Source organism: Streptomyces sp. NBC_00425 (genome assembly GCF_036030735.1).
In the GTDB taxonomy this organism is placed as follows: domain Bacteria; phylum Actinomycetota; class Actinomycetes; order Streptomycetales; family Streptomycetaceae; genus Streptomyces.
In genome coordinates this window covers 3,125,300-3,152,081 of record NZ_CP107928.1, presented here as the reverse complement: position 1 = coordinate 3,152,081, position 26,782 = coordinate 3,125,300, and the positions used below count along the sequence as shown (strand labels likewise).

Sequence of the window (26,782 nt, the reverse complement as noted above, 5' to 3'; positions counted from 1 at the left end):
CCGACCTCGCCAACCTGACATAGCCGGACTTGCCCGAAAGTGACCTGGCTACGGTGGTGCCGCCACATCATCCGCAGGTTCACGGGGAACAGGAGACGGCGGTGGGCACACCCATGCGTTCACGCCTGCTCGACTACATCGAGGCAGATCCGCCCGCAACGCCGCCCACGGGGGCGGTCCCGGCCTCTCCGCCGACGCTGGAGCCGAGTAGATCGCGCCTTCTCGAATACGCCGGGGCCGCAGAGCCCGGAGCAGCCCGGCCCGCATCCCAGGGCGGCCCCAAGCCCGGCGTCCCCGCCTATCACACCCCCGTGTTCGTGCCGGCCCACCCTCGGTACGCCGACGTCACGGACGCGGACGGTCGTCCGGTCCGTGTGCCCTTCATCGCGTACGAACTCTTCGAGCACCCGAAGGCCGGAACCGGAACCCGCACTGGAACCGAAGACGCGACCGGAGCCGGTACCGAGGCCGTGGTGTTCGCCTTCACCACCCGCGACCGGCTCGTCGCCGCGCTCGGCGAGGCCCAGCCGTGGGTCGCCACCTCGATCGGCCTCCTGGCCGAGGCCGTCGGCGCGTACGACGCGACGGTCCTCCTCGACCCACGGGTCGCCCCCGGCAGGCACAACTGGCAGCCGGACGACCTGGCCGCCTACGCCCGGGAGACGCGCTGATGCCGCCCGACTTCAAGGCCGTCCTCGGCGACCTCACCGCGATGTCCAGGACCTTCCACGACGAGGCCGTCAACTACCGCAAGCTGCACGCCGACGTCGCCCCGCCCTTGGCCGGCGGCGGCGACGCCGGCCTGGACCACGCGCTCAAAGAGGTCGCCGACCTCATCGTCGCCCTGCACATCGGCTTCGCCGACCGCCTCGACGACCACGGCGACAAGGTGACGTACGCCCGCGACTCCTTCCGACGACACGACATCGACGTCCACGGACTGTTCGAGGACCTGATGACGGAGGACGGCTGATGACCGACAGCTGGGTGGGCGGCGACATCGGCGGACTGCGCACAATGGCCGAGACGTACAAGAACGCCAAGGACAAGCTCGACGACGTCATCACCCCCGTCAGCCGCGCGGTCGAGGCCCTGGTGGGCGACGCCGCCTGGAAGGGCGAGGCGGCCGAGACCTTCCGCGCCACCTGGAGCGAGGACGCCCTGACGGCCGGGGCCTTCGCCAACCTCGTCCACGACGCGGGGGACATCCTCTCCGACCTCGCCGACGCCCTGACCGCCTGTGAGACGGCCCTGCAGAACGCCGAACACGTGGCGACCGGCAAGGGCGTACGCATGGCCGCGAAGGGCGTCCCCCAGGCCATCGTCACCGCGAACCCCCCGAGCGCGGAGGACCAGAAGACGATCGCCGCGATGGGCGAGTACGACACGGTGCGCCAGGAGGTGCTGCACACGGCGCAGCACGCCCGGTTGGTGGCGGCGGACAAGCTGCGGGGGCTGTACGCCCAGGTGACCGCGCCTGCGTCCACCGGTGACAAGATCACCGTCGCGGACTACCTGCGTGGGCTGTACGCCTACGACGCCGAGGACGCCCGGGCCGGCGGAGCGAAGGCCCGCACCAGGATCGACGACGCGAAGGCCGAAGAGCGCGCCGCCAAGAAGGAACTCCGTGCGGAGCGCAAGGCCTACCAGAAGGCGGGTCGTGCCCTGCCCGAGGACCTTCCGGCCAAGGGCGCGTACCGCGACGCGGTCATGAAGGTGGACTCGATCGAGGAAGCCATGGCCCGCGCCGACCACGGCAGCACCAAACTGCCGTACGACCGGGCACTCAACGTCAAGCTGGCCGACGCGGCGGACGCGCTCCGCGCAGGCAAGAGCCTGGAGAAGCTGCCGGACTTCCTGAAGGAGATCCCGGTCCTGGACGTCGCCGCGGCAGGCGCCTGCGGAATCCTCGAAGCCTCCGACGACCACGACAAGGGCTGGTCCTGGCAGAAGTCGGTCGCCGTCGACGGAGGCGCGAACGTCGCCGGTCTGGTGGCCGGTACGGCTGTCACGGCGGGTGTTGTCGCCGCCTTGCCCTTCGAGGTACCCGTCGCCGCTGTCGCCGTGGGCGGGGGCCTGGTGGTGATCGGTGCCACGGGCATCATCGACCATTCCTTCCACGAGCACTGGAGCGAGGACATCCACGACCGCGGCGTGGTCGGCGGCGTGCTGCACGGCACCGGGGACGTCCTGTCGGAGACGGGACACGACTACGCGCGACTCGCGAAGGATGTGTGGCATGGCGTCACGAGCATTTTCTGAGCATGCCGCTCCGACGGCGTCCGTCCGGATCCCAGCCCTTCCGGGACTCGGCACCACCTGGTACCAGCGCGGCGCACGCTACTGGCTGCGTCGGTTCTGGACAGCCGTTCTTCTGCTCGCTGTCCTCGCCTTCCTGTGCTTCGCCTCGATCAGTCTCTACCGGGGATTTCGCACCGTGTTGCCGCCGACCGCGCGCACGGTGTGGGACTGGGCGCAGATTGCCGCTTCCTGCGTGGCCGTGGTCTGGGGATGGCTGGTGCAGCGACGGCGACACCGCAAGGACCTCCAGGATCCCCCCGACCTCGACGAGTTCCGCGCGCGCAAACGCGACGAGACCCGCCGTTCCACGGGACTGGCCTTCGTCGGCCGCGCTCTCGTGGTGATCGCTGCTCCCGTCATGCCGGCGCTCGCCGCGTTCTCCGTCGGCTGGAGCGTGGGGATGCTCACGGTCCGCGAGTACCCCAGCGAGGTCGGCGCCCGGCGCTGGATGGCGCAGAGGATTTGAATCCTCCCCTCCCTGAAGGGAAGGGGATTCCTGGCTCAGGCCGCCTCCTGGAGCAGTGCTCCAGGAGGTCTTGCGCCATCGGCACCAGCCGGGTTGAGACCAGCCCGGACGAGCATGACGTGTGCGGAGTTCTTGTCCCGTGGGGACGTGTTCCCGCACGTGGTGCAGGTGTAGGTGCGCTCACCCAGCGGCAGGCGATGTTTGGCTCTCGCATCGCAGTGCGCGCAGTCCATCGTGGTGTGCGCGGGGTGGACGAGACGGATGTCCCGCCCGTGTTTGCGGCCCATCTCGATTAGCGCGGCCTTGGTGGCGCCGATGGCGGCGTCAGCGGCCTTGCGGGCCATGGTGCTCTTGGCGAGGAACTTGGGACGGAAGTCCTCGACGGCGATGGCGTCGTGGTCGCGGACGACCTTCTTGGCCCACTTGCGGCCGGTGTCCTCACGCTGCCTGGCAACCTTCTTGTGTGCCTTCGCCCGCAGATTCTTTGCCTCGCGGTAGCCCTTCGATGCGGGCCGGCCCTTCTTCGGTCTACGGCGGGCCATCATCCGGTCGTACCGCGTCAGCTTCGTCTGGGCCTTCCTGCCATGCCCGGGATGGGGGAGGTCGTCGGCATCGGACGTGGTGGTCGCGGTCTCCTTCACACCCCAGTCGACGCCGAGTACGCGGCCGGTCTTCGGCAGGGCCTGGACCTGGGCGGGGACGACGAACGAGCAGTACCAGTGCCCGAGACTGTCCTGGTAGACGCGTACCGAGGACGGCTCGGCCGGCAGTTCCCGCGACCACACCACCGTCAGGACGATGCCGCCCGCCAGGTGCAGACGGCCGTCCTTCAACCGGAATCCGCGCCGGGTGTAGTTGAGGGTCGCCAGCCCCTCGTGCTTCTTCTTGTACGCGGGCATACCCGCCCGGCGTGCCATGGGCAGGCGCTCTTCGATGTCCCTGAGCGCCTTGGCGCGGGAGCGGCCGAAGTCGCGGATGACCTGCTGCTGGACAACCGACGAGCCCTCACGCAGCCACGGCGTACAAGCGCGGGCTTCGGTCAGCATCCTGTCGAGCTGGGCGGGGCCGCAGGTGGCCTTCTGGCCGGTGGCCTTGTTGTGCAGGTGGACGGCCCTGGACTTGGCAGCGCATTCGTTCCACACCCAGCGGCAGCGGCCCCACTCTGCCGCCAGAGCGGCGCCGGCAGCGCACGACACGCGCAGCCGGTAGGTGTAGCGGGCACGCCCAGCCTCCACAGCCGCCCCGACCTGCGCCATCTCGCCCCCTCACGATCCCCGGACGGGACACCGTGCCGTCCCGAACCCACCGAAAGACCATACGTACGACAGCCGCACAAACGCCCCCGATTCCCCAGCCATCACCCCGACCAGTGATCACGGGTACACGCGTTCGCATCACCTTGGCGATAGCTACGACGGCACGGGCGCTCCGCGCACGGGACCGGATACGGCGACGCTCCGCGTCACGACACCCGGATGCGATTCCTCCCCGGCGTGAACGCCGGGCCTCCTCGCAGGAAAAAGGTGACGTTCTGCGAAGAATAGGTGGTGTGCCCAAGGAGCGGTAGCAGGGTTGTTGCATATGGCAGTTGGGACTGTCAGACGAGGTCGTTAGAGTGGTCGTGTTGCGGTCATGAACACGTGAGAGGCGCGCAGTGAGCTGCTCAGGACGGGCAGCGGAAAACGGGGAGATGGGCTGTCGTGATTCCTGCGGACATGGGTGGGAGCGCCGACGTACGGCGCGGCTACATGGCGCTCTCGACGTTCAAGAAGCGGGTGGACGACCTGCTCACGGCCTTCGAGAAATCTGCGGGCGGCTCCGCGAAGGTGGCCGGCCACAGCCTGTCGGCGGCCACGTTCGGAGCGGGTGAGTTCCCGGAGGCAAAGACCCTCCACCTGCAGTACGAGCGCGTCCACGAGCGCATCACCGCGCTCTCCAAGTCGCTCGGCCTCCAGCTGGAGGCGATGCAGATCGCCGTGCACGGCGTGGACGTCACCTTCGACAACCTGGAAGACGAGCTGCGGTACCGGTTCCACGAGATCCGGACCGAGGTCAACAGGGACCGGGACGAGGCGCTCAACCCGCAGATCAAGCGGACCAACGACGCCGACCACACGGACGCGGGGTACTGATGAGCGGCGACAAGAAGCCGGACCACTACCAGGCGGAACGCCAGGACGCGACCCAGCAGAACAGCGGCGTGGACGACGCCGTGAACAAGGCTGTGAACATCAGCCCCGGGATGCTCAGCAGTCCCGGCGGATTCGGCAACACCAGCTTCGAGGGCTACGACCTCAACGCCATGATCGACATCGTCGAGGGGGCGAGCCCGGAGACGCTGGAGAGCGCCGCCACGGCCCTCGTCGACGCGCGGGACGCCATCAACGACGCCGCCGACGAGCTGAGCCGCAACCTGGGCAACGTCGACTGGGAGGGCGAGGCCCACACCGCCTTCTACACCTGGGGCATGAACCTGACCACCACGGCGCTGGAGTTGGCGAGTTACACCGACGAGGTGGGCACCCAGGTCCTGGCGGCAAGCTCCGGCCTCGCCTCCGTACGCAAGTCGATGCCCCCGCGTGACAGCCGCATCGTCCCCAAGAAGGTCGACGACATCCCGACGCCTCAACGCGTCGAGGGCAACGCGGAGTACACGGCGGCGGTCAAGGCCGAGAAGGACCGCCAAGAGGCGATCAACCAGATGTACCGACTGGCGTCGTTCTACACGGTGTCGAGCGGCATGATGGAAATGGCCAAGGAGCCGGTCTTCCCGGAAATGCCGAGCGTGGGGGTGCCGGAGCCGCCGCAGGGCTTTGACCCTCCGAAGACGCCGATGTCGACGCACGAGTCGCTCTCTCCATTGACTGATTCACGTGCGGAGTCGCGGGACTCGGTGGATTCCGGGGCAGGGCGGTCCCGTTCGGACGAGACGCTGTCGTCCCACAAGAGCGTGGACGAGCCGATCCGAACTCCTGAACGGCACGTGGGCACGGAGATCGACAGCGTTGGTACGCTGCCGCCCCCGGAGACGATGCAGCCGGCACCCACTTCGCCGACATCGACGGGTCCCACCGTCACCCCTGTCGGAACAACGCCTCCGCTCACGCCCGTCGGAGTTCCCGCCGCTCTGCGAGGGCCCGCTGGGCGTACGTCCATGTTCGGCGGTGGGTCCGGAACGAAGGCCCAGGCCTCGGCACAGGGCCGAGTCGGCGGTGCCACGGGCCGCACGGGAACCGGGCCGATGGGGCCGATGGGACGGGCTGGTGGGCCTGCTCAGGCAGTCGGCCGTACTGCTGGCCCGATGGGCCGGGCCGGTGGGCCCGCTCAGGCAGTCGGCCGTACAGCCGGCCCCATGGGACGAGGTGTGGTCGGTGGCATGCCCAGGAGTGGCGGACCGACAGCGAGCCAAGCCAGCGGTGTGCCCCGCGGTCCCGTGAATGGCATGGGTGCCGGGAATCCCGGCCGTACCGGCGCTGGTCGTGCCGCGAACGGGGTTGTCGGTGGAAAGCCGATTACGGGAGCCGTCTCTGGAGCCAACGGTGCAAAGGTGCCACGTGGCACGGTAGTCGGCGGTCAGGTTGCGCCCACCCGCCCCGGCACAGGTGAAAAGCCCGGTCAACGGGGGGTGATCGGGGCCCCGGGCTCAACGACGGGAGCGGGGCAGGCAGCGCGTCGCCCTGTCGCAAGTCCTGACGGGGTGGTCGGAACGCCGAAGGGGCGAACCCCGGGGTCCAGGAACGGCAGATCCGCGCCGGGCGGCATGGGCGGTATGGGCGGCACGCGAGGCTCCAGGGGCAACCAGCGTTCCGAAGAGTCGCGTTCACGCCGTGATGAGCGGCGTGACGGATCTTCGACCGACTGACCGGACAAGAGCGAGGACAGGCAGGGGCATGGTGTCAGGGATCAGTCGACGTGGTGGGTGGAGTACGCCCTTCGCGGGACGAAACAGGAGACGGGTTTCCGCCGTCTGTTCAGCGCTCGGTGCCTTTGCCGTCCTGTCGGCAGGTCTGGCTCCCAGTGCGACAGCAGCCGACGCTCAGTCCCAGCAGTGGTACCTGTCTGCCATGAAGGCCGATGAGATGTGGAAGGTGAGCACCGGCAAGGGCGTGAAGGTGGCCGTCGTCGACACGGGAGTCAACCCGGCCACCCCCTCGCTTAAGGGGCAGGTGCTCGTTGGCGATGTGTCGAAGGGCGTCGGCTACAAGGCCACCGATGACTACACGGGTCATGGGACGACTATGGCCGAACTCATCGCCGGTACTGGAGCGGGCGGTGGGCTGAAGGGCCTTGCCCCGGGGGCGAAGATCGTCCCCTATCGGATCTCGCTCAAGGGCCTGGACAACAAGGCCGAACGGGAAAAGGCGCCTACCGAAGAAGCGGTCATCAGGGCCATTGCTGACACTGATGTCCAAATCATCAACATGTCCTATGGTGGTCAAGTTGCCTACCCGGCCATGGATGCGGCGATCAAATACGCCCAGTCCAAGGGGAAGTTGATGATTGCCGGCACAGGGAACGACGCTGAGAAGGATAACTCGATAGGATACCCGGCTGCTTTCCCGTACGTCGTTGGTATGGCCGCGTCGGATGAATCCGGAAAAGTCGGAAAGTTCTCGGAGTACGGGAACTATGTTGACCTGGCGGCTCCTGGGCTGCGTGTCCCTACGTGGTGTGACAAGACATTTCGCTCGTACTGCCTCAGCGGGGGAACGAGTATGTCCACAGCCATCGCCTCCGCCTCCGCCGCCCTCATCTGGTCGGCCCACCCCAAGTGGACGGCAAACCAGGTCCTCGCCAGCCTGATCGACACCGCCGGGCGTGACTGGGCGAAGGACGATCCGAGCACGTATCTCGGATACGGCCTGATCCGGCCCCGCAAGGTGTTGGAGAACCCGAACTTCAACCCCGGCCCCGCCGGCACCGACCCCCTCGCGAAGGAAAACGTCACGGGCGTGACGGACGTGGCGGGCAACGCGCCTTCCGCCAAGGCTTCCGCGTCGGCCTCTCCGCAGCCCTCCAAGGACTCGGCGGACGATCAGGCCCCCGCAGCGGCGACCGCCGACGCTTCCGGCAACACCACGATGTGGATCGTGCTGGGAGCCGCAGCGGCCGTTCTGGTGATCGGAGGCGGCGCCTTCGCCGTGATCCGCTCACGGCGAGGCGCCGGATCGACCCACGCATGACGAAGAACCGTCACACGCAACGGTTCTGACCCACAGACCACCGCGCAGTCAGCAGCGAATCGAAGCTCACACAGAAGGAGTGTCGCAATGGTCGACCGCAAGCTCAATGACGGCGATGTACACAAGCTCCAGAAGGAAGTCATCGACCGGTACGACAACATCCGGAGCTCCCTGGCGAAGCTGCAGGGCACGATCGACATGATCGAGAAGGCGTGGACGGGCCAGGGCGCCAACGCGTTCAACGCAAAGCAGACGGAGATCAACACCCACATGGTGGGGATCGGCAAGATGCTCGAGGACTTCCTCGAGGGCATCCACATGACGAAGACCGACAAGCAGAACCTCGAAGACCAGATCACGGCGGACCTCACCAAGATCTCGGTCGACGACCTCGGTGGAAAGACCTCGGCGCTCAGCAGCTACTGACGAGCCCGAGCCACGGATCGCACTGAACCACACTGTTCGCCCGGACTGACGATTCCGGCTGACAACCGCAAAGAGACGAGGGAAACATGTCCGGAGCCCATTACGACGAACTTGCCGTCACCTACGGCACCATGGACGCGCTCGCCACCGAGCTCGGCGACCAGGCCAAGAAGCTCGAAGACGACCTCGAGGCGCTGCGGCAGGCCGTGCTCAACGTGTCGGCCGGCTGGGGCGGCGAGGCGTTCCAGGCGTTCCAGGGCAAGAGCGAAGAGTGGAACAAGCACGCACGGGGCATCCACACCGCGCTGATGCAGATCTCGCACAAGGTGCACGGCGCCGGCGGTGACTACCGCGGCGGCGACCTGAAGGGCGCCAGCTACTTCATGTAAGCGCAGGCAGGCCGCATTTCGCAGCACAGGGTGGGCACGCACGGGAGGTGCCCACCCTGTGCTGCGTCGCAGTTGGGCATCGTTGCCCGACCGTCAGCCGTTGCTCTCGCCGTTCTCGGACGCGCCGGTGGGCACGGCGATGACGAACACGCCCTTGCCCTGGACTCCCTGAACGGTTCCCTCGGCCTGTAGTACCTCGATGGCGGACTTGATGGTCCGGCGGCTCACTGCTCCGCCCGTCTCCTGCTCCAGCTCGTGGTGCGAAGGGATGCGCCGACCAACCGGAATCTCGCCGCGTCGAATGCGCTCACGCAAGGCGGAAGCAAGCTGCACATACATCGGGACGATGCTCTCCCGGTCGATTTCTATCACACCTTAGAGCGTAAAAGGCCAGCTCAAGACAGCATAGGGCGGCCCAGCACGTGAAGGGACGTACCAAGACGTACCAAGTTGCCGTACAGTCGATGACAGCAGAACCCCCCGCGACGGTAGGCGCCGTCCGGGGGCATGGCCGCCAACCCGATGGAGGTTGATGACAGTGAGCATTATCCACGCGTTGCTGCGCTGGATCCTGGGCGTGTGCGCGCCCGGCACCGGCAGGCGGAGGGCGGGTGCACACCCCGCCGTACCGGCCACCCGCGTTGCGCAGAAGCCTGAAGTGCGGGCCGTACACCGGCGACTCCCCGCAGCCCGTTCCCCATACGGGCTCGCAGAGCCCCTCGACGAAGCCGCCACGATCCCGGTCCGACCGTACGTATTGGCGGCCGAGCGAACTCACCACGGCAGCGAACAGCAACAGCAGCGGACGCGGCAGGCACAGTCACGACGTCGGGTGGCTCTGGTGCTCGCGGCGGACTTCGGAATCGACCTCGACCAGCATGTCGTCGGCGCGGAGAGGGCGGCGTGACGGGGACCGGGGAGAGGACGCCCCGCCCGCCGGTGCGGATGTGCGTGCGCTGCGAGGTGACCACGGAGACACCCGTCGTGGTCGGAATCGTCCACCAGAACTCGGGGCCGGGCTTCGTCGTCTACGCGTGCCAGGCGTGCGCCGCCACACACTACCCGCCGCAACCGGACGTCCTCACGGTCATGTCCCCGCCCCGCCGGGCCGGAAGCACGCAGTGAGCCGGCGCTCAGCCGAAAGGGCAGGCGAGGCAGGGGAGCTGTCGCCGGAATGCGCCCTGGCACACCGACCGGGCTACGCGGACGTCCACCTCGCGTGCCGCCGCCTGCGAGACATCCCACTCCCACACGGCGGCGGCCTGCTGCTGGTACACCGCTGCGCCTGCCACCACCCGTCGCCGGAGGGAGCCCAGGCGGGTGCTGGCACCCCGGCCCAGGCAGCGCCGGGCACCCGTACCTGAGGCGCTTACCCTCGTGACCGCCCACAGGCCTGGATCGGTCCGGCACGTTCGGCCGATCCAGGCCCTGCCCAATGACGTTCAGGTCGATGTGGGGGGCTTCGAGTGAGAGGATCGATGGCCGACGACGCCGAGCCTCATCCCACGTGCCCGCGCCCTGTGGTGCTCGACTGCTGACGCGCTGACGCTGATGGCAGCGCTGTCCTCGTTCCGCATCCGGCCGCGGCGACCTCGGGGCTGCGATGCGTGAATCTGGAGACGAGTACCGCGATTCCTGCCCGATGTCGGGCAGGAATCGCGGACGCGGCACGGCTCCCGACCTAGGCTGATCGCTCATGATCACCCCAGACGCGCTGGGCGCGTTCGCCCTTATAGTAGGACTTCTCACTCTTACTCCCGGCCTGGATACCACCCTCATCCTGCACACCGCGGCGCTTGGACACCGCCGTCGCGCCTGGGGCGTGGTCCTCGGCATCCAGAGCGGCACGCTGGTCTGGGGCGTGCTCACCTCGCTCAGTGTGACCGCACTGCTGACCGCGTCTCACCTCGCCTACGAGGCTCTCCGCTGGGCCGGTGCCGCGTACCTGGTGTGGATGGGCGGCAGACTGCTGTGGGCCACCCGGCACCACTCATCGAGGAAGAGTCCGAAGGCAGAGCCGACAGCGCCGACAGAGCCGACAGCCGGGGCTCGGGACGAAGACAAGACCAGGACCGGCGCCGACGACACCCCGCTCGGCGGATGGCGGCAAGGGTTCGTGACCAATGTCCTCAACCCGAAGGTAGGCGCCTTCTATGTCGCGGTGCTCCCGCAGTTCATCCCCGCAGGCTCCTCGCGCCTCACTTCAGGCGTGCTCCTGGCCGGTGTGCACATCCTCCTGGCTGTCACCTGGTCCTGCGCGCTGATCGCCTTCGCGCACGTTCTCCGAGACCGCTTGCAACGGCCCTCGGCCCGCCGCTACCTCGACCGCATCACCGGCACGGTCATCGCCACCTTCGGCATCCGGCTCGCGCTCGGAGAGTAGGTCACCGGGCGACGCAGCCACAGGCGATCCCACAACCGCCGAACGCGCACCAGCGCATCCCTCGAAGCGAAAGGACATACATACCGAGTCTCTGGAGTGCGCGCGGGCTATCGCCGCCCAGACCAAGTGATCGACGGTTTCCTTGTCAGCCGTCGGCAGAAGGCTGGGGCAGGCGACGACGGTGACGGGCGTAACCGGGAGGCACCTCTGGTCGATCCCGGATCGGACGATGTCACTGGCTGGTGACACGATCGAGGGATGCTGATTGAGGGATACGGCATCGGTCCGTTGGTGCCGGGCGAGCCGCTGCTGGCCCGCCAGGGCTTCTGGTCAAACCATCTCTTGGCGATGTGCAGTGACGGGGGGTGCGCCGAGCGCCCGGTGCCGGAGTGGTTCGGTGAGGACGGCGCCGATGTCGATGCCCTGTCTGAGGTCCTCTTCGATCCTGAACGCTGGCCGGTGTTCCGGGTGCCGGCCGAAGGCGGCCCCGGAGCCGTGGTGATCTACCGCAACCTCGATGGCGACTACGGCACCGAATACCTCCTCACCCATCCAGGCGGAAGCCGCATCGAACAGATCGTCGGCACGGGCCTGACATGGCATGAACTGATCCGCATCGCTGAAAGCCCGTCCCCTGCGGCGGGAGGCGTCCAGGACCCGCCCGCCCGATTCCTGCTGCTGCTTCCACTCCTCGCCGACCCGGACGTGTCGGATACGGCATCGGCAAGGCTTGTCACCGCCCTGGTCGGAGTCGGCGCGCCGCAAGACACTGCGTCCGTCGCGGCAGAGCATCTCCTCGCCCACCTCATGAGGAGGTCCCGACACGACCCCAAGTGGGCGTCTCCGCTGAGCGGCGGCTGAGCCGAAATCCTCCCGGACGGCACGGTTCTCCCGGCGGAGCCCCCGGGTCTTCCGGAAGCTGGTGACGGTTCTGCGACGCACGGCCCTGCCGGGATTCGCGCGTTGTTGTGCGGGTTTCGAGCAATCGGCTACCGGTCGCCCGTGAGCGGATGATGATGCGAAAGACGGGTGATCGAGGCGACAGCCGTGCGTGTGTACGGTGGAGAAGCCTGACCGGATGGACTTGGGGGAATTCATGACGTTCGAGCAAGAGTGGGCCGAATTACGTGCAGCGTCCGCCGCACGGACCGGCATGCAGATCGACAGCATTCCGGCGGACGGCGGCAAGAGCGGCGGCGGCGAGAGAGACCTGGTCGTCAATCGGGACGACCTCGGCGCCATCGGCAATGACGCGTATGACCTGTTGGGTCGGCTGGGGAAGGACGGCGACATCGCCCGTTCCTCCACGTTCGACGCGGCGACGGCGCTGACCAACGGGAACTTCGTGAGCGGCTTGGCCGTAATGAAGGTGCACGACTTCTGGCAGACCCATATGCGGACGCTGCTGGACGCCTGCGCGCAGATCTCGAATCACCTCGACTACAGCAAGGCCCAGCACGCCAAGGACGAGGCGAAGGTCGAGGGCGATCTGGCCCGGATTTCCGTCCTCACGGAATACATGAAATAGGGGGCTCGGGGGAGTGGCCGACATGCTGAAGTACGAGGACGTGATCGACGCGCCGCTGGCGAAGTTACAGGCCGCCGTCGACGACTGGTCGGAGATGGTGGGAAAGCTGGACAAGCTCGCCACGGACGCCGCCGACGGAATGAAGGCGAAGGCGGACAAGGCGGCCTGGGAGGGTGTCAACGCAGGGGTCACCAAGCCGTTCATCGCCAAGACGGCCAAGGAGTTCGCGGACGCCGCGGCCGAGGCCAAGGGCGTCAAGCTGATCCTGGAAGAGGGTCACGCGGCCATCAAGAAGGCCGGGGACGACCTGATCAACATCCGGGACCACGAGGGGCCCGCGGCCGGCATCCACGTGGACGGCAAAGGCAAGGTCACCGCGCGCAACCCGCTCTCCGAGTCCTCCGCGGCGCGACACGACCCCGACTACGGCAAGCTTCTGCGAGAGGAGAAGCAGAACATCGAGTCGTGGCAGAAGAGGATCGACCTCATCGTCGACAACTGCAACGACACCGACGTCGCCCTCAAGAACAGCCTCGAAACCAACGTCACCGACCGCCAGGACTTCGGCGCTCCGACGTACACGAAGCTGGACCAGGAGGAGGCCGCCCGCGCCGCCACTCTGGCAGGCAAGGGCCGGGACATCACTCACAAGGAACTGCAGCAGCTCAACGAACTCCTGCAGGACAACAGCTCGTCGAAGGAGTTCGCCAAGGGCTTCTACGAGAAGCTCGGGCCCGAGAAGTCGCTCGCGTTCTTCGGCCAGCTCTCGACGGACACGTACGACTTCACCAAGGTCGACCCAGAGCGCCTCAAGGACGTCCAGGCGCTCCAGAAGAACCTGGGTCTCAACCTGGCCACTGCCTCCCACGACAAGGAATTCACCGACAAGTGGGGCCCGGAGCTCCGCAAGTTGGGTACGCAGCGCATTCCGCTCGACAAGTCCGACTACGGCGGGCCGTTCGGATACCAGCTGCTCGGCGGGATCATGCGGAACGGGAACTACGACGCGAAGTTCCTCAACCCGATCGCCGAACACGTGGCACAGCTGCACGCGAAAAACCCCTACATGTTCGCCGAGAACAAGACGGTGAACAGCGCCTTCAAGAACCCGTTCAACCCCTCCGGAGTGAACGGAGCCGGCTACGACCCGGCCACCGCCATGCTCGAAGCGCTCGGCAACAGCCCGGAAGCGGCGAAGAAGTTCTTCACCGACGCCCCGACCGTGTACAACGAGGACGGCACGGTCAACCGCGGGGCCGCCACGATCGACCTCGGCAAGAACAAGGACGGCGAGGCGATCGACAACTACCTCGACTTCTTCGCCGACGAGAAGTGGGAGTCCTTCCCCGACGTCAACTCGACTGACGAGAAGGAGCTCAAGGCGTCGCTCGACCAGATGCCCGACGCCCTCGGCCACGCCCTGGAGGCAGCGACCCTCGGCTACCCGACCGGGGACCCGAACCCGAACGTGGTGCGGGACGAGGGCAACGTCGCGGTCATGCAGAAGGTCATGGAGAAGTACGCCGCGGACCCGGGTCTGCTCAAGGAACACCACGAGGCGATGGCGGACAGCCTGGGCGTCATGGGCGCCGGCTACATCGACGACATCAACTGGGCACTGACCAAGAACGATCCGGACAGCGTGTTCGCGCCGGGCAAGAATCCTAAGGGACACCTCGACTTCGCGGACACCTCGGATGGAAACGGGCGGAGTGTCGCCCGCGGTTTCCTCAGCACCCTGGGCCAGCACCCGGACGCGTACGCGACGGTCTCGACCGCAGAGCAGGTCTACACCCGCAGCGTGCTGGAAGGGGCAGTGGGCCCCGACGGGAAGATCACCGATGAGGTCGCTGCCAGGGCCAGGGCGACCGTGCGCGTGGGTGCAGAGGTGCAGGGCATGCTCGACCAGTCCCGGGCCGACCAGGTGGAGGCGACGAACCTCAAGACTCACGAGGACTACGAGAAGGCGGTCGCGAAGCGGTCGGGCTGGGTCGAGTTCGGGGCCACGGCGGGCGTCGCGGCGGGCGTCGCCTTCCTGCCCGCGACCGCAGCCGTGGGCACGGCAGCGGTACTCATCCCACTGGCGACCGACACCGCCAGCGGCGCTGCCGAACAGGTCATCGGCCAGATGATCGGTGACATCTCCGACAAGTCGGTGGATGAACACAAGGAGAAGCTGGAGGAGCTTTCCGACGAGGAGAAAATAGCGGTCTTCTCTGCCGGTGAAACCATGGCCGAGGCACCGATGGAGGACTTTCTGGCGCGGTACGTCCCGGACCCCGAGGGCAGCCGGTTCGCGCAGGACCTTCGCGAATCGATGCAGATCGGCTACGGGGTCGGCAACGATCGGGAGAACCAGCAGGGCAATGGCCCGGAGACCGGCTGAGACCGGCGGCCGAGGACACGTAAGGATGCGGATAGTGATCGATCGTAGGCAGGTGCGTGTTGGACTCCTTGCCACGGCCGTGGCGGGTTCGTTGCTTCTCGGGGCCACTGGTTGTGGTGGGGACGGAGACGAGGAGGCGGCCGACAACGTTCTGGCGGGGACGCAACTGTGCGGTGGCGACGCCGTGTCCGCCCAGGCGTCCAAGGCGCTGAAGGTGATCACAGGATCGTCGCGGTTCGGGACGACGGCAGAGAAGTCCACTGTCCCGCGGGCCGCGAAGAAGCTCATCGGGGCTTTTCCGGTCGCCACCGGGGGGCGCGACGACGTTTGCCGCATCTACACGGCCGACGGTACGCCGAATTTCGCGATCCGAGTCACCTGGGGGCTGAATGACGGCCCCCCGATGGGAACTCCGGACCCGGAATTCACCGTGCTGCATATGGGGGAGCGCACCCTGTCGGCGGCGAACAGGGCGTCGATCAGGTTTGCGTGTCGGAGCGACAGGTTCCCTAACTCGACGAATGCGGCTCACGTTGCCATCGGCGTGGAGCGGTGGGGCATGCCGAAGGAACCCGAAGACAATGTCAAGGCCCTGAAAGACGCCTACGCGACCGTGGCCCACTCCTTTTCCTTGGCCATGGCCAAGGAGCTGCGCTGCGAGAAGAACGGAGGGCTCCCCGAGCGGCCCGTACTCGATCCCTGACAGCCCTGCTGGGATCGCCGTGCCGCTCAGGTCGTGTGGCCGCCGGGGGACGCTCCTACGACCGATCCGGAGCGTCGGCCGGCGGCCCACGAAAGGCAGTGGCCCACGAGCGGGGTTCGGTCGCTGCCCGCCGCACGCCGCCCTCCGCTGATGCCGCCCCGGGCTCACTCCGTCCCCGGCTCACTCCGCCCCCGCCGCCCCCTCGATGTCCTCCTCCATCAACCCCACCTGCACCAGCGGCTTCCCGCGCCGTCGGGAGACGAAGATGCCCCGGCCCGCGGGCATCGGACGGGGTCGCACGCCGCCCAGGAGGTCGCCCTCTCCGGGGTCGCCGGCCAGGACCACGCCCTGGGCCCCGAGTTCCTTGACGCGCTGCATGAACGCCTCGTACGAGGCACGTCCCGCGCCCGCCGTCGACCGCGCGATGATGAACCGCACCCCCACGTCCCGGGCGAACGGCAGCAGTTCGGTCAGTCCCGCGAGGGGGTTGCCGCTCGACGTGGCGACGAGGTCGTAGTCGTCGACGACGACGAAGACCGTCGGGCCCCGCCACCAGCTCCGGTCCCGGAGTTGCTGCGCCGTCACGTCGGCCGTCGGCGTCCGGCGCTTCATGAGGTCGGCGAGCGCGGCCATGTGATGGTCCATCGCGTTGGACATCGGGATGTACTCGGCGAGATGCGACGCCGGCGTCACGTCCAGCAGGGAACGCCGGTTGTCGACCACGAACAGCTTGCACTCGTCGCCCGAATACCGCTGGGTGAGCTGCTTGATCAGCAGCCGCAGCAGGTTCGACTTGCCGGACTCGCTCTCACCGAGGACGAGGAAGAACGGATCCTGCTCGAAGTCGACGAAGACCGGCTCGAGACGGTCCTCGTCGAGGCCGAACGCGACCCCGCGGCGCGGGAAGCGGTCGCCCGGCGGCAGCGACTCGGCCGGGAACTCCCGCGGCAGCAGCCGTACTTCCGGCGCGGGCGCGGCCTGCCAGTGCCGGGAGACCTCCGCGGCCAGGGCCTGCGTGGCGTCGGAGAGCTCGGTGTCGGAGGCGAGGCCGTCGATCCGCGGCACCGCGGCCATGAAATGCAGCTTCTGGGGCGACTGCCCCCGGCCGGGAACGCCCGACGGGACGTTCGCGGCGAGCTTCCGGTCGATCTCGGAGTCCATCGTGTCGCCGAGCCGCAGCTCCAGCCGGTTCATCAGGTGGTCCTTGAGGGCGGCCCTGACCTCCATCGACCGCGACGCCGTCAGCACCAGGTGGATGCCGTAGCCGAGGCCGCGGGCCGCGATCTCGTGGACGATCTGGTCGAGGGCCTCGTAGTCCGCGCGGAAGTTGCCCCATCCGTCGATGACCAGGAAGACGTCGCCCCACGGCTGGTCCGTGACCGAGATCTCGCCCCGGGCCCGCCTGGCCCGGAAGTCGGCGATCGAGGAGATCCCCGACGCGCGGAAGTACTCCTCGCGCCGGGTCAGGACGCCGTACACCTCCGCCACCGTCCGCCGCACCCGCTCGGGGTCCAGCCGGGAGGCGACCCCGCCCACGTGCGGCAGGCCGGCCACCGAGGCCATCCCGCCGCCGCCGAAGTCGAGGCCGTAGAACTGCACCTCGTGCGGGGTGTGGGTGAGGGCGAACGCCGAGATCAGCGTGCGCAGCAGCGTCGACTTGCCGGACTGCGGGCCACCCACGATCTGCATATGGCCGGCCGCGCCGGAGAAGTCGACCCAGAGCGAGTCACGGCGCTGCTCGAACGGCTTGTCGACCAGGCCGACCGGTACGACCAGCCGTCCCGCGCCCTCGTAGCCGGGCTGGGTGAGCCCGCGGCCCTCCACCGCCGTGAGACCCGGCAGCAGCGCGTCCAGCGACGGCGGGCTGTCCAGCGGCGGCAGCCACACCTGGTGCGCCGCAGGGCCCTGCGCCTCCAGGCGGCGCACGATCACGTCGAGCACGGTGTCCGCCAGCGCGTCGTCGACCTCGGCATCACCGGCCGTGCGGGCCTGCGGAACGGCCGCGTACCGCACCGGCACCTCGGAGGAGGTGAAGAGCACCGGCCGCCGGTCCAGGGGCAGCGGGCCGCCCCCCGGCGCGGTGCGCTGACCGCCCGAGCGGTAGACGCCGGACACGTACGCCGCCTTGAACCGCACCATTTCGTCGGTCCCGAACTTCAGGAACCCCGAACCCGGCACATTGGGCAGTGAGTACGCGTCGGGCACGCCCAGCGCGGCTCGCGACTCCGCGGCGGAGAAGGTGCGCAGACCGACGCGGTACGACAGATACGTCTCCAGTCCGCGCAGCCGCCCCTCCTCCAGGCGCTGCGAGGCCAGCAGCAGATGCACGCCGAGCGAGCGCCCGATCCGGCCGATCTGCACGAACATCTCGATGAAGTCCGGCTTGGCGGTGAGCAGTTCGCTGAACTCGTCGATCACCAGCACCAGCGAGGGGATCGGCTGCAGGGCGGCTCCGGCGGCCCGCGCCTTCTCGTAGTCGTGGATGTTGGCGTAGTTGCCCGCGTTGCGGAGCAGCTCCTGACGGCGGTTGAGCTCGCCCCTGATGGAGTCGCCCATCCGGTCGACCAGCGTCAGATCGTCCGCCAGGTTGGTGATCACTGCCGCGACGTGCGGCATCTGCGCCATCCCCGCGAACGTGGCGCCGCCCTTGAAGTCGGCGAGCACGAAGTTCAGGGTCTCCGACGAGTGCGTCACCGCCAGCCCCAGCACCAGCGTGCGCAGCAGCTCGGACTTGCCGGAACCGGTCGCGCCCACGCACAGACCGTGCGGGCCCATACCCTCCTGCGCCGCCTCCTTCAGGTCGAGCATCACCGGACGGCCGTCCTCGCCCACCCCGATCGGCACCCGCAGCCGCTCGGCCAGCGAACGCGGCCGCCAGGTGCGCTGGGTGTCCACCGACGCGGCGTCGCCGAGGTTCAGCAGCTCGGTGAACTCCAGGTTGGCCAGCAGCGGCTCGTCGTCGTCGCCGCCGGAGGCCATCCGCAGCGGCGCGAGCTGCCGGGCGAGCGCCTCCGCGGACTCCGGCGACAGCCCGTCCGGCGTCCCCTCGTAGACGGCCCCGTGCCCCGACTCCAGCCGCAGCGCCCCGGGCTGTACGACGATGTCGAGTTCGCCGCCCGCTCCCGTCAGCTCACCGGGGACGATCTCGAGGACCGTCACGCCCTGCAGTCCCTCGGAGTTGGCCAGGACCGAGTCCTGGGGGAGCGACACACCGTCCAGGATCACGACCACGTGCGGCTCGTCGACCAGCGGCGTCGCGTTCGGGTGGAACCGCGGCCGCCCGGTCAGCCGGGAACCGAGCAGGCTCTCCAGCTCACGCGTGTTCGAGCCGATCAGCCGGCGGCTGCCCGCCCCGTCCACGGCGCCGGGCGCCTGGACGTGCGGCAGCCACTTCGCCCACTCCCAGCCCGGCAGTTCGTCGCGGCCCGCCGCGACCACGAGCACCAGGTCCTCGGACGAGTGCAGCGCGGCCAGCGAACCGGCCAGGGCCCGTGTGCAGGAGCGGACCGAGTCCGCGTCGCCGCTGATCGTCACGTGGTAGAAGGCACGCAGGGAGACCGCCATCGGCAGGTCGTCCAGACTGTCGTGCACGGCGAGGAAACGCTGCAGCGCGCCGGCCGTCAGCGGCTCCAGCTGCTCCACCGGGGCGGTCTCCGGGGCGACCAGCGGGGTGGCGAGCGCCTGCGCGCCGAGGCCCACCCGGACCTGCCCGAAGTCCTCGTCCCCGGGCCGCCGTTCCCACACCCGGCTGCCCTCGGCGACCAGGGCCCACAGCTGCTCGGGGGAGGGGTGCAGGTAGTACTGGGCGTCACGCTGGGCCCGCGCGGTGTCGAGCGCGGTACGCCGGGTCTGCGCCAGGTAGCTGAGGTAGTCCCGGCGCAGATCCGCCAACTGACCCTGGGAACCGCGCCGGAAACGCACGACCATCGCGATCGACATGGCCACCGTCGAGGCGATCATGACCATGCCCATGATGCGCATGAACGGCTGCCCGCTCGTGAAGAAGAAGACCACCGAACCGCCCATGCCGAGCGTCGGCAGCAGTTGCATCAGCACGCTCTCCTGATGCCCCCGAGGCAACTCGGGCGGAGGCTGCAGAACGACCTCGCCCATGGGCACCTCGGACGGCAGCGCCCTGGGCGGACGCTTCACGACGATGTGGCTCACTGCTCACCAATCCCCTTGCGAGGCCCCCGGGAAGTACCGTCCGCCACCCCGTGTCAGGCGGACGCAGGCCGCCGCGTGATCCTACTGACTGCTGGTACCACCGCGGGGCGGTAGGGTGCCGGATGTTCGCGTGAGCACACCGCGGGCCGCGCGGCCGCACCGACCTGCGCGGGACCTTCACACAGCCGACGCGAGACCATCACTGAGGGGGAGCAGCAGGGTGAGCATCACGACCTCCGCGGCAGCCACCGGCGAAGGACGCGGCGCCGCAGCCGCGCCCGCGGCGGGGACGGGGCTCGGCTTCTGCCGGGTCACCATCGTCGCCCCCGACAGCCGGATCGACGTGGCGCTGCCCGACGACATCCCGGTCGCCGACCTCTACCCGGAGATCCTCCGGCTCGCCCGGCAGAGTCCCGCCGAGGGCGCGCCGGTCGGTTACACCCTCGTCCGCAGGGACGGTTCGGTCCTCGACAGCTCGCGTTCGTTCGCCGCCCAGCACATCCTCGACGGCGAACTCCTCACGCTGCGCCCGTTCTCCGAGTCGCTGCCGCCCGCCGTCTTCGACGACGTGTCGGAGGCGGTCGCCTCGGCCGTCACACGAGAGCACACCCTGTGGAGCGGCGAACTGACCCGCACCGCGGGCCTCGTCGGCGGAAGCGTGCTGCCGGCCCTGCTCGCCTTCGTCGCCTGGACCGGCGACCCGCACCACGACATGCACGGCCTGGCCGGCGTCCTCGCCGCCGTCGTCGGCGTGCTCCTGGTCGCCCTCGCCGGCGTCCGGGCCCGCGTCTACGACGACCGCGGCTCGGCGATCGCCCTCGGCCTCGGCGCCCTGCCCAACGTGGCGGTGGCGGGCTCCGGACTCCTTCCGCTCGCCGACGGCCAGGGCATCGGCAAGCTGCAGTTCCTGCTGGCCTGCGCGGCGGTTCTGCTGGCGTCGGTGCTGCTCACCCTGTGCTCCCCGCGCGGCGACGGCCCCTTCGTCGCGTTCGTGGTCGCGTCGGGCGCGGGCCTCGCGGCGGTGTTCGCGGCGATGCTCGCGCACTGGAGCCCGGCCGAGACCGCCGCCCTGTGCGCCCCCGTCGGGGTGGGCGCCCTGGCGTTCCTGCCGGGCCTGTCCATGCGCTTCGCCCGCCTGCCGATCGGCTTCGACGCCCCGGACTCCGCCTCGCGCCGCGCCTACGGCGCCGATCCCGCACCCCGGGAACCGGTCGACGCCGAGCGGATCGCCGCGCAGGCCCGCCGCGGCCACGAACTCCTGGTCGGCCTGGTCGGCGGCTGCGCGGCGATCACGGTCGGCGCCTGCGCGGTCCTCGGATTCTCGGACGGTGTCTGGGCCCAGCTGCTCGCGCTCGCCACGGGCACCGCGCTGCTGATGCGCGCCCACCTCTTCCGCTACACCGCGCAGGTCGCCCCGGTGCTGGCCGCGGGCCTCGGCTCGCTCGTCCTGCTCGGACTCGGCCTGGCGCTCAACCCGCCCCACTCGGTGATCCGCGACGCCCTCACCGGTGACCGCACCGACCTGGACATCCGCACGGTCTGGCTGGTCGCCGCCGTCGCCGCGGCCGCCGCGATCGTCACCTCGATCGGCCTGATCACCTCCCGGGGCGGCCTCACCCCGTTCTGGGGCCGCTTCATGGAGATCGCCGAGGGCTTCGTCCTGCTGACGCTGGTGCCGCTGGCCCTGGCCGTCTTCGACGTGTACGCGGCCGTCCGCTCGATGACCGGCTGACCTTCGAGGCAGGAAGGCCCCGAAGCGCACCCCCAGGGCGCCTGCACCGAGGCCTCGTCGCCGTCCTCGCCGTGGCGTGGCGCTTGCACCGAGGCCTCGTCGCCGTCCCGCCGTGGCGTGGCGCCTACTCCGAGGCCGCCTCCGCCGCCGTCCCACCGCTGTGCGGCGCCGGCTCCAGGTCGAACTCGCCGTCCCGGGCGCCCAGCACGAAGGCACGCCACTCCGCCTCGGTGTAGCGCAGCACCGTCTCCGGGTCGAGCGAGGACCGCATCGCCATGGCCCCCTCGGGCAGACAGGCGATCTCGACGCGCTCCTCGTGCTCCTCCGTGCCGGGCGCGCTCTGCCACTCGACACCGGAGATGTCGAGCGCGTACAGCTCGTCCCGCTCCCGCTCCTTGCGCGCTTTGACTGCCCTGTCCTCGGCATCGGCCATGTCGGCTCCGACCCTTTCCTCTGAGTTCACGCTGTTCCAACGAGCTGCAGCGTCACCCTACTTGCCGACGTTCGCCCAGCTCAGAGGTTCTTCCGTTACGTTCCGGTCAGCCGGCGTCGCCCGTACACTGCCCCCGCGCACCCGACTGCCGCCGGGCCGTCCGCCGCGATATCCGGGCAGGTCGGGCGCACCGGCCTGATACCCTGGCTCTCGGCCGTTTGTGTACGCACCCCCGGAAGCACCCTCAGGCAGCGCCTGGAGGTTCTGGAGGTCGCGCCCAGCGGATCCCCGCCTCCCGAGTAACGGAAGCTCCCCCGAGACCAAGACCGGGGGCACTCGGTGGCCACTGAAAAGACTACGAGGAGTACGCGTGCCGCTCGACGCCGCTACGAAGAAGCAGCTCATCAGCGAGTTCGGTCAGAAGGAGGGCGACACCGGCTCTCCCGAGGTCCAGGTCGCCATGCTGTCCCGCCGGATCTCGGACCTGACCGAGCACCTCAAGACGCACAAGCACGACCACCACTCCCGTCGTGGTCTGCTGATCCTGGTCGGCCAGCGTCGCCGCCTGCTGCAGTACCTCGCCAAGAAGGACATCCAGCGCTTCCGTGCGCTGGTCGACCGCCTCGGCATCCGCCGCGGTGCGGCGGGCGCCAAGTAGGACGCCGTGAGGGGAGCGGTTCCCGGAGACCGGGACCGCTCCCTTTGCTGTACACCTCGATGCGCACCACTGCGGTACGCATCGGCACGCACCACCGACAGGGCCCGTCGTACGCCCGACCGTGGAGCGGAAACGTGCGGAGTGTCACCGACGCTTTGTAGTGTGGTAGCACAACGCCATACGTACGACACGGCGTGATGACGTGTACTCGCTGCGGGTAGACGTCACCACGCACACGAACGAGGAGAAGCGCGCCCAGCCGCCGCCGGTCCTCGGTAGTGGCCCCCGGGCGAGAGAACCCCGGGTGCTTCGATCGAAGACCGGCCCGCACCGAGCGCTTCTCCGCCACCGTCCCCCTGCCACACGGGCAGCGAGGGACGAAAGACGACAAGTAACGGAGAAAATGCTAGTGGAGAACGAGACCCACTACGCCGAGGCCGTCATCGACAACGGTTCCTTCGGCACCCGCACCATCCGCTTCGAGACGGGCCGCCTGGCCAAGCAGGCCGCCGGCTCCGCCGTGGCGTACCTGGACGACGACACCATGGTGCTGTCGGCCACCACCGCCTCCAAGAACCCCAAGGACCAGCTCGACTTCTTCCCCCTCACGGTGGACGTCGAGGAGCGGATGTACGCCGCCGGCAAGATCCCCGGCAGCTTCTTCCGCCGTGAGGGCCGTCCCTCCGAGGACGCCATCCTCACCTGCCGCCTGATCGACCGCCCGCTGCGCCCGTCCTTCCGCAAGGGCCTGCGCAACGAGATCCAGGTCGTCGCCACCATCATGGCGCTCAACCCCGACCACCTGTACGACGTCGTGGCGATCAACGCCGCCTCCGCGTCCACCCAGCTGGCCGGCCTGCCCTTCTCCGGCCCGATCGGCGGCGTCCGCGTCGCGCTGATCAACGGCCAGTGGGTCGCGTTCCCGACGCACACCGAGCTCGAGGACGCCGTCTTCGACATGGTGGTCGCCGGCCGCGTCCTGGAGGACGGCGACGTCGCGATCATGATGGTCGAGGCCGAGGCCACCGAGAAGACCATCCAGCTGGTCGCGGGCGGCGCCGAGGCGCCGACCGAGGAGGTCGTCGCCGCCGGTCTGGACGCCGCGAAGCCCTTCATCAAGGTGCTCTGCAAGGCCCAGGCCGACCTCGCCGCCAAGGCCGCGAAGCCGACCGGTGACTTCCCGGTCTTCCTCGACTACCAGGACGACATCCTGGAGGCCCTGTCGGCCGCCGTCCGCCCGGAGCTCGCCTCCGCGCTGACCATCGCCGGCAAGCAGGACCGCGAGGCCGAGCTCGACCGCGTCAAGGCGCTCGCCGCCGAGAAGCTCCTCCCGGAGTTCGAGGGCCGCGAGAAGGAGATCTCCGCCGCGTACCGCTCGCTCACCAAGCAGCTGGTCCGCGAGCGCGTGATCAAGGAGAAGACCCGCATCGACGGCCGCGGCGTCACGGACATCCGTACGCTCGCCGCCGAGGTCGAGGCCATCCCGCGCGTGCACGGCTCGGCGCTGTTCGAGCGTGGCGAGACCCAGATCCTGGGCGTCACCACCCTCAACATGCTCCGCATGGAGCAGCAGCTGGACACCCTTTCCCCGGTGACCCGCAAGCGCTACATGCACAACTACAACTTCCCGCCGTACTCCGTCGGCGAGACCGGCCGCGTGGGCTCCCCCAAGCGCCGCGAGATCGGCCACGGCGCCCTCGCCGAGCGCGCCATCGTGCCGGTCCTGCCGACGCGCGAGGAGTTCCCCTACGCGATCCGCCAGGTGTCCGAGGCCCTCGGCTCCAACGGCTCGACGTCCATGGGCTCGGTCTGCGCCTCCACCATGTCGCTGCTGAACGCCGGTGTGCCCCTCAAGGCCCCCGTCGCCGGCATCGCCATGGGCCTGATCTCCCAGGAGATCAACGGCGAGACGCACTACGTCGCCCTCACCGACATCCTCGGTGCGGAGGACGCCTTCGGCGACATGGACTTCAAGGTCGCCGGCACCAAGGAGTTCGTCACCGCCCTCCAGCTCGACACCAAGCTGGACGGCATCCCGGCCTCCGTCCTGGCCGCGGCCCTCAAGCAGGCCCGCGACGCCCGCCTCCACATCCTCGACGTGATGATGGAAGCGATCGACACGCCGGACGAGATGTCCCCCAACGCCCCGCGGATCATCACCGTCAAGATCCCCGTGGACAAGATCGGTGAGGTCATCGGCCCGAAGGGCAAGATGATCAACCAGATCCAGGAGGACACCGGCGCCGAGATCACGATCGAGGACGACGGCACCATCTACATCGGTGCCCAGGTCGGCTCGCAGGCCGAGGCCGCCCGCGCCACGATCAACGGCATCGCCAACCCGACCATGCCGGAGGTCGGCGAGCGCTACCTGGGCACGGTCGTCAAGACCACGACCTTCGGTGCGTTCGTGTCGCTGCTCCCGGGCAAGGACGGTCTGCTGCACATCTCGCAGATCCGCAAGCTCGCCGGCGGCAAGCGCGTGGAGAACGTCGAGGACGTGCTCGGTGTGGGCTCCAAGGTCCAGGTCGAGATCGCCGAGATCGACTCCCGCGGCAAGCTCTCCCTGATCCCCGTGATCGAGGGCGAGGAAGCTGCCGAGGACGCGAAGGACGACTCCGACAAGTGACGTCGAGTAGCTCCCAGGCGACGGCCCGCACCTCTTCGGAGGCGCGGGCCGTCGCCCGTACCCAAACCCTGATCAAAGGCACGGCCGGCATCGGCGTCGTCCGCAAGACCACCCTGCCGGGCGGCCTGCGCATCGTCACCGAGACCCTCCCGTCGGTCCGCTCCGCCACCTTCGGCATCTGGGCCCACGTCGGCTCCCGTGACGAGACGCCGTCCCTGAACGGCGCCACGCACTACCTGGAGCACCTCCTCTTCAAGGGGACGAGCCGCAGGTCCGCGCTCGACATCTCCTCCGCGATAGACGCGGTGGGCGGCGAGATGAACGCGTTCACGGCGAAGGAGTACACGTGCTACTACGCGCGCGTGCTCGACACCGACCTGCCGCTCGCCATCGACGTCGTCTGCGACATGCTGACCGGCTCCCTCATCCGTGAGGAGGACGTCAACGTCGAGCGCGGCGCGATCCTCGAAGAGATCGCCATGACCGAGGACGACCCCGGCGACTGCGTGCACGACCTGTTCGCGCAGACGATGTTCGGGGACAACCCCCTCGGCCGGCCGGTCCTCGGCACCGTCGACACGGTCAATGCCCTCACCGCCGACCGCATCCGCCGCTTCTACAAGAAGCACTACGACCCGACCCACCTCGTGGTCGCCGCCGCCGGCAACATCGACCACAACAAGGTCGTCCGCCAGGTCCGCGCGGCCTTCGAGAAGGCGGGCTCCCTCAGGAACACGGACGCGGCGCCCATCGCCCCGCGTGACGGCCGGCGCGCGATCCGCGCCCTGGGCCGGGTCGAGCTGATCGGCCGCAAGACCGAGCAGGCGCACGTCGTGCTCGGCATGCCCGGTCTCGCCCGCACGGACGACCGGCGCTGGGCGCTCGGCGTGCTGAACACGGCGCTCGGCGGCGGCATGTCCTCCCGCCTCTTCCAGGAGGTCCGCGAGAAGCGCGGCCTGGCCTACAGCGTGTACTCGTACACCTCGGGCTTCGCCGACTGCGGCCTCTTCGGCGTGTACGCGGGCTGCCGCCCGAGTCAGGTGCACGACGTGCTGAAGATCTGCCGGGACGAACTCGACCAGGTCGCCCAGCACGGCCTGTCCGACGAGGAGATCGTCCGCGCCATCGGCCAGCTCCGCGGCTCCACGGTCCTCGGCCTCGAGGACACCGGCGCGCTCATGAACCGCATCGGCAAGAGCGAGCTGTGCTGGGGCGACCAGATGTCCGTCGACGACATGCTGGCCCGGATAGCGGCCGTCACCCCGGACGAGGTCCGCTCCGTGGCCCGCGACATCCTGGGACAGCGCCCGTCGCTGTCGGTCATCGGCCCGCTCAAGGACAAGCAGGCCGCCCGGCTGCACGACGCGGTCGCCTGACCCCCTTCGCCAGGCCTTCGGC

Annotated in this window: 22 protein-coding genes; 18 read left to right on the top strand and 4 right to left on the bottom strand. The window is 69.0% G+C overall.

Going from position 1 to position 26,782, the window contains the following annotated elements; genetic code table 11:
* Nucleotides 1–101 precede the first annotated feature (101 nt).
* The 4 genes from OHS82_RS13155 to OHS82_RS13140 are packed head-to-tail and all read left to right on the top strand — an operon-like array spanning nt 102 to nt 2,767.
* Complete coding sequence (locus tag OHS82_RS13155; RefSeq protein WP_328433902.1) at nt 102–671, top strand: hypothetical protein; 570 nt, start codon at nt 102–104, stop codon at nt 669–671.
* Nucleotides 671–973 carry a DUF6317 family protein gene (locus tag OHS82_RS13150; RefSeq protein ID WP_328433901.1) on the top strand — a complete coding sequence of 101 codons (303 nt, stop codon included), beginning with the start codon at nt 671–673 and terminating at the stop codon, nt 971–973. The genes OHS82_RS13155 and OHS82_RS13150 overlap by 1 nt, the downstream gene beginning before the upstream one ends.
* The gene (locus OHS82_RS13145) at nt 973–2,262 is read left to right on the top strand and encodes a WXG100 family type VII secretion target (RefSeq protein WP_057579489.1); all 1,290 of its coding nucleotides are present in this window, start codon (nt 973–975) and stop codon (nt 2,260–2,262) included. Before OHS82_RS13150 ends, OHS82_RS13145 begins: the two co-directional genes overlap by 1 nt.
* Nucleotides 2,240–2,767 carry a hypothetical protein gene (locus tag OHS82_RS13140; protein ID WP_057579487.1) on the top strand — a complete coding sequence of 176 codons (528 nt, stop codon included), beginning with the start codon at nt 2,240–2,242 and terminating at the stop codon, nt 2,765–2,767. The genes OHS82_RS13145 and OHS82_RS13140 overlap by 23 nt, the downstream gene beginning before the upstream one ends.
* Nucleotides 2,768–2,802: 35 nt before the next feature.
* On the opposite strand, the gene OHS82_RS13135 is transcribed toward OHS82_RS13140, so the two are convergent.
* Complete coding sequence (locus OHS82_RS13135; protein ID WP_057579485.1) at nt 2,803–4,023, bottom strand: RNA-guided endonuclease InsQ/TnpB family protein; 1,221 nt, start codon at nt 4,021–4,023, stop codon at nt 2,803–2,805.
* 444 nt (nt 4,024–4,467) lie between these two features.
* On the opposite strand from OHS82_RS13135, the gene OHS82_RS13130 reads away from it, so the two are divergent.
* The 5 genes from OHS82_RS13130 (at nt 4,468) to OHS82_RS13110 (ending at nt 8,765) form a co-directional block, all read left to right on the top strand.
* Nucleotides 4,468–4,899 (top strand): hypothetical protein, encoded by a 432-nt coding sequence (locus OHS82_RS13130; RefSeq protein WP_242433182.1) that lies wholly within the window; start codon nt 4,468–4,470, stop codon nt 4,897–4,899.
* Nucleotides 4,899–6,629: a hypothetical protein gene (locus OHS82_RS13125; protein WP_328433900.1), complete on the top strand. Its 1,731-nt coding sequence runs from the start codon at nt 4,899–4,901 to the stop codon at nt 6,627–6,629. The genes OHS82_RS13130 and OHS82_RS13125 overlap by 1 nt, the downstream gene beginning before the upstream one ends.
* Nucleotides 6,630–6,831: 202 nt before the next feature.
* Nucleotides 6,832–7,950: a S8 family serine peptidase gene (locus OHS82_RS13120; protein ID WP_328433899.1), complete on the top strand. Its 1,119-nt coding sequence runs from the start codon at nt 6,832–6,834 to the stop codon at nt 7,948–7,950.
* 87 nt (nt 7,951–8,037) lie between these two features.
* Complete coding sequence (locus OHS82_RS13115; RefSeq protein WP_057579479.1) at nt 8,038–8,376, top strand: WXG100 family type VII secretion target; 339 nt, start codon at nt 8,038–8,040, stop codon at nt 8,374–8,376.
* 86 nt (nt 8,377–8,462) lie between these two features.
* Entirely contained in the window at nt 8,463–8,765 is a 303-nt protein-coding gene (locus OHS82_RS13110; protein ID WP_057579477.1) for a WXG100 family type VII secretion target, read from the top strand.
* A 93-nt stretch (nt 8,766–8,858) separates the two neighbouring features.
* Here the strand turns inward: OHS82_RS13110 and OHS82_RS13105 are convergent, their stop codons facing one another.
* Nucleotides 8,859–9,137 (bottom strand): GntR family transcriptional regulator, encoded by a 279-nt coding sequence (locus tag OHS82_RS13105; RefSeq protein WP_057579475.1) that lies wholly within the window; start codon nt 9,135–9,137, stop codon nt 8,859–8,861.
* A gap of 1,324 nt (nt 9,138–10,461) precedes the next feature.
* Here OHS82_RS13105 and OHS82_RS13100 point away from each other — a divergent pair.
* The 5 genes from OHS82_RS13100 (at nt 10,462) to OHS82_RS13080 (ending at nt 15,765) form a co-directional block, all read left to right on the top strand.
* Nucleotides 10,462–11,148 carry a LysE family translocator gene (locus tag OHS82_RS13100; RefSeq protein ID WP_328433898.1) on the top strand — a complete coding sequence of 229 codons (687 nt, stop codon included), beginning with the start codon at nt 10,462–10,464 and terminating at the stop codon, nt 11,146–11,148.
* 258 nt (nt 11,149–11,406) lie between these two features.
* Nucleotides 11,407–12,009 (top strand): hypothetical protein, encoded by a 603-nt coding sequence (locus OHS82_RS13095; RefSeq protein WP_057579469.1) that lies wholly within the window; start codon nt 11,407–11,409, stop codon nt 12,007–12,009.
* Between the two features lie 235 nt (nt 12,010–12,244).
* Nucleotides 12,245–12,676, top strand: coding sequence for a hypothetical protein (locus tag OHS82_RS13090; RefSeq protein WP_057579538.1), 432 nt, complete (start codon nt 12,245–12,247; stop codon nt 12,674–12,676).
* 22 nt (nt 12,677–12,698) lie between these two features.
* A complete protein-coding gene (locus OHS82_RS13085) occupies nt 12,699–15,062 on the top strand; it encodes a hypothetical protein (RefSeq protein ID WP_328433897.1) in 2,364 nt (787 codons plus the stop codon).
* A gap of 25 nt (nt 15,063–15,087) precedes the next feature.
* Complete coding sequence (locus tag OHS82_RS13080; protein ID WP_079041304.1) at nt 15,088–15,765, top strand: hypothetical protein; 678 nt, start codon at nt 15,088–15,090, stop codon at nt 15,763–15,765.
* A gap of 180 nt (nt 15,766–15,945) precedes the next feature.
* On the opposite strand, the gene eccCa is transcribed toward OHS82_RS13080, so the two are convergent.
* Nucleotides 15,946–19,932, bottom strand: coding sequence for a type VII secretion protein EccCa (gene eccCa / locus OHS82_RS13075; RefSeq protein ID WP_328433896.1), 3,987 nt, complete (start codon nt 19,930–19,932; stop codon nt 15,946–15,948).
* A gap of 220 nt (nt 19,933–20,152) precedes the next feature.
* Between eccCa and eccD the strand changes: the two genes are divergently transcribed.
* Complete coding sequence (gene eccD / locus OHS82_RS13070) at nt 20,153–21,664, top strand: type VII secretion integral membrane protein EccD (RefSeq protein ID WP_199863810.1); 1,512 nt, start codon at nt 20,153–20,155, stop codon at nt 21,662–21,664.
* A gap of 124 nt (nt 21,665–21,788) precedes the next feature.
* Here the strand turns inward: eccD and OHS82_RS13065 are convergent, their stop codons facing one another.
* The gene (locus OHS82_RS13065) at nt 21,789–22,097 is read right to left on the bottom strand and encodes a DUF397 domain-containing protein (RefSeq protein WP_057579466.1); all 309 of its coding nucleotides are present in this window, start codon (nt 22,095–22,097) and stop codon (nt 21,789–21,791) included.
* A 370-nt stretch (nt 22,098–22,467) separates the two neighbouring features.
* Between OHS82_RS13065 and rpsO the strand changes: the two genes are divergently transcribed.
* From rpsO to OHS82_RS13050, 3 genes are all read left to right on the top strand, one after another.
* The gene (gene rpsO / locus OHS82_RS13060; protein ID WP_057579463.1) at nt 22,468–22,755 is read left to right on the top strand and encodes a 30S ribosomal protein S15; all 288 of its coding nucleotides are present in this window, start codon (nt 22,468–22,470) and stop codon (nt 22,753–22,755) included.
* Between the two features lie 409 nt (nt 22,756–23,164).
* The gene (locus tag OHS82_RS13055; RefSeq protein WP_057579461.1) at nt 23,165–25,384 is read left to right on the top strand and encodes a polyribonucleotide nucleotidyltransferase; all 2,220 of its coding nucleotides are present in this window, start codon (nt 23,165–23,167) and stop codon (nt 25,382–25,384) included.
* Nucleotides 25,381–26,760 carry a M16 family metallopeptidase gene (locus OHS82_RS13050; protein ID WP_057579459.1) on the top strand — a complete coding sequence of 460 codons (1,380 nt, stop codon included), beginning with the start codon at nt 25,381–25,383 and terminating at the stop codon, nt 26,758–26,760. The genes OHS82_RS13055 and OHS82_RS13050 overlap by 4 nt, the downstream gene beginning before the upstream one ends.
* Nucleotides 26,761–26,782 lie beyond the last annotated feature (22 nt).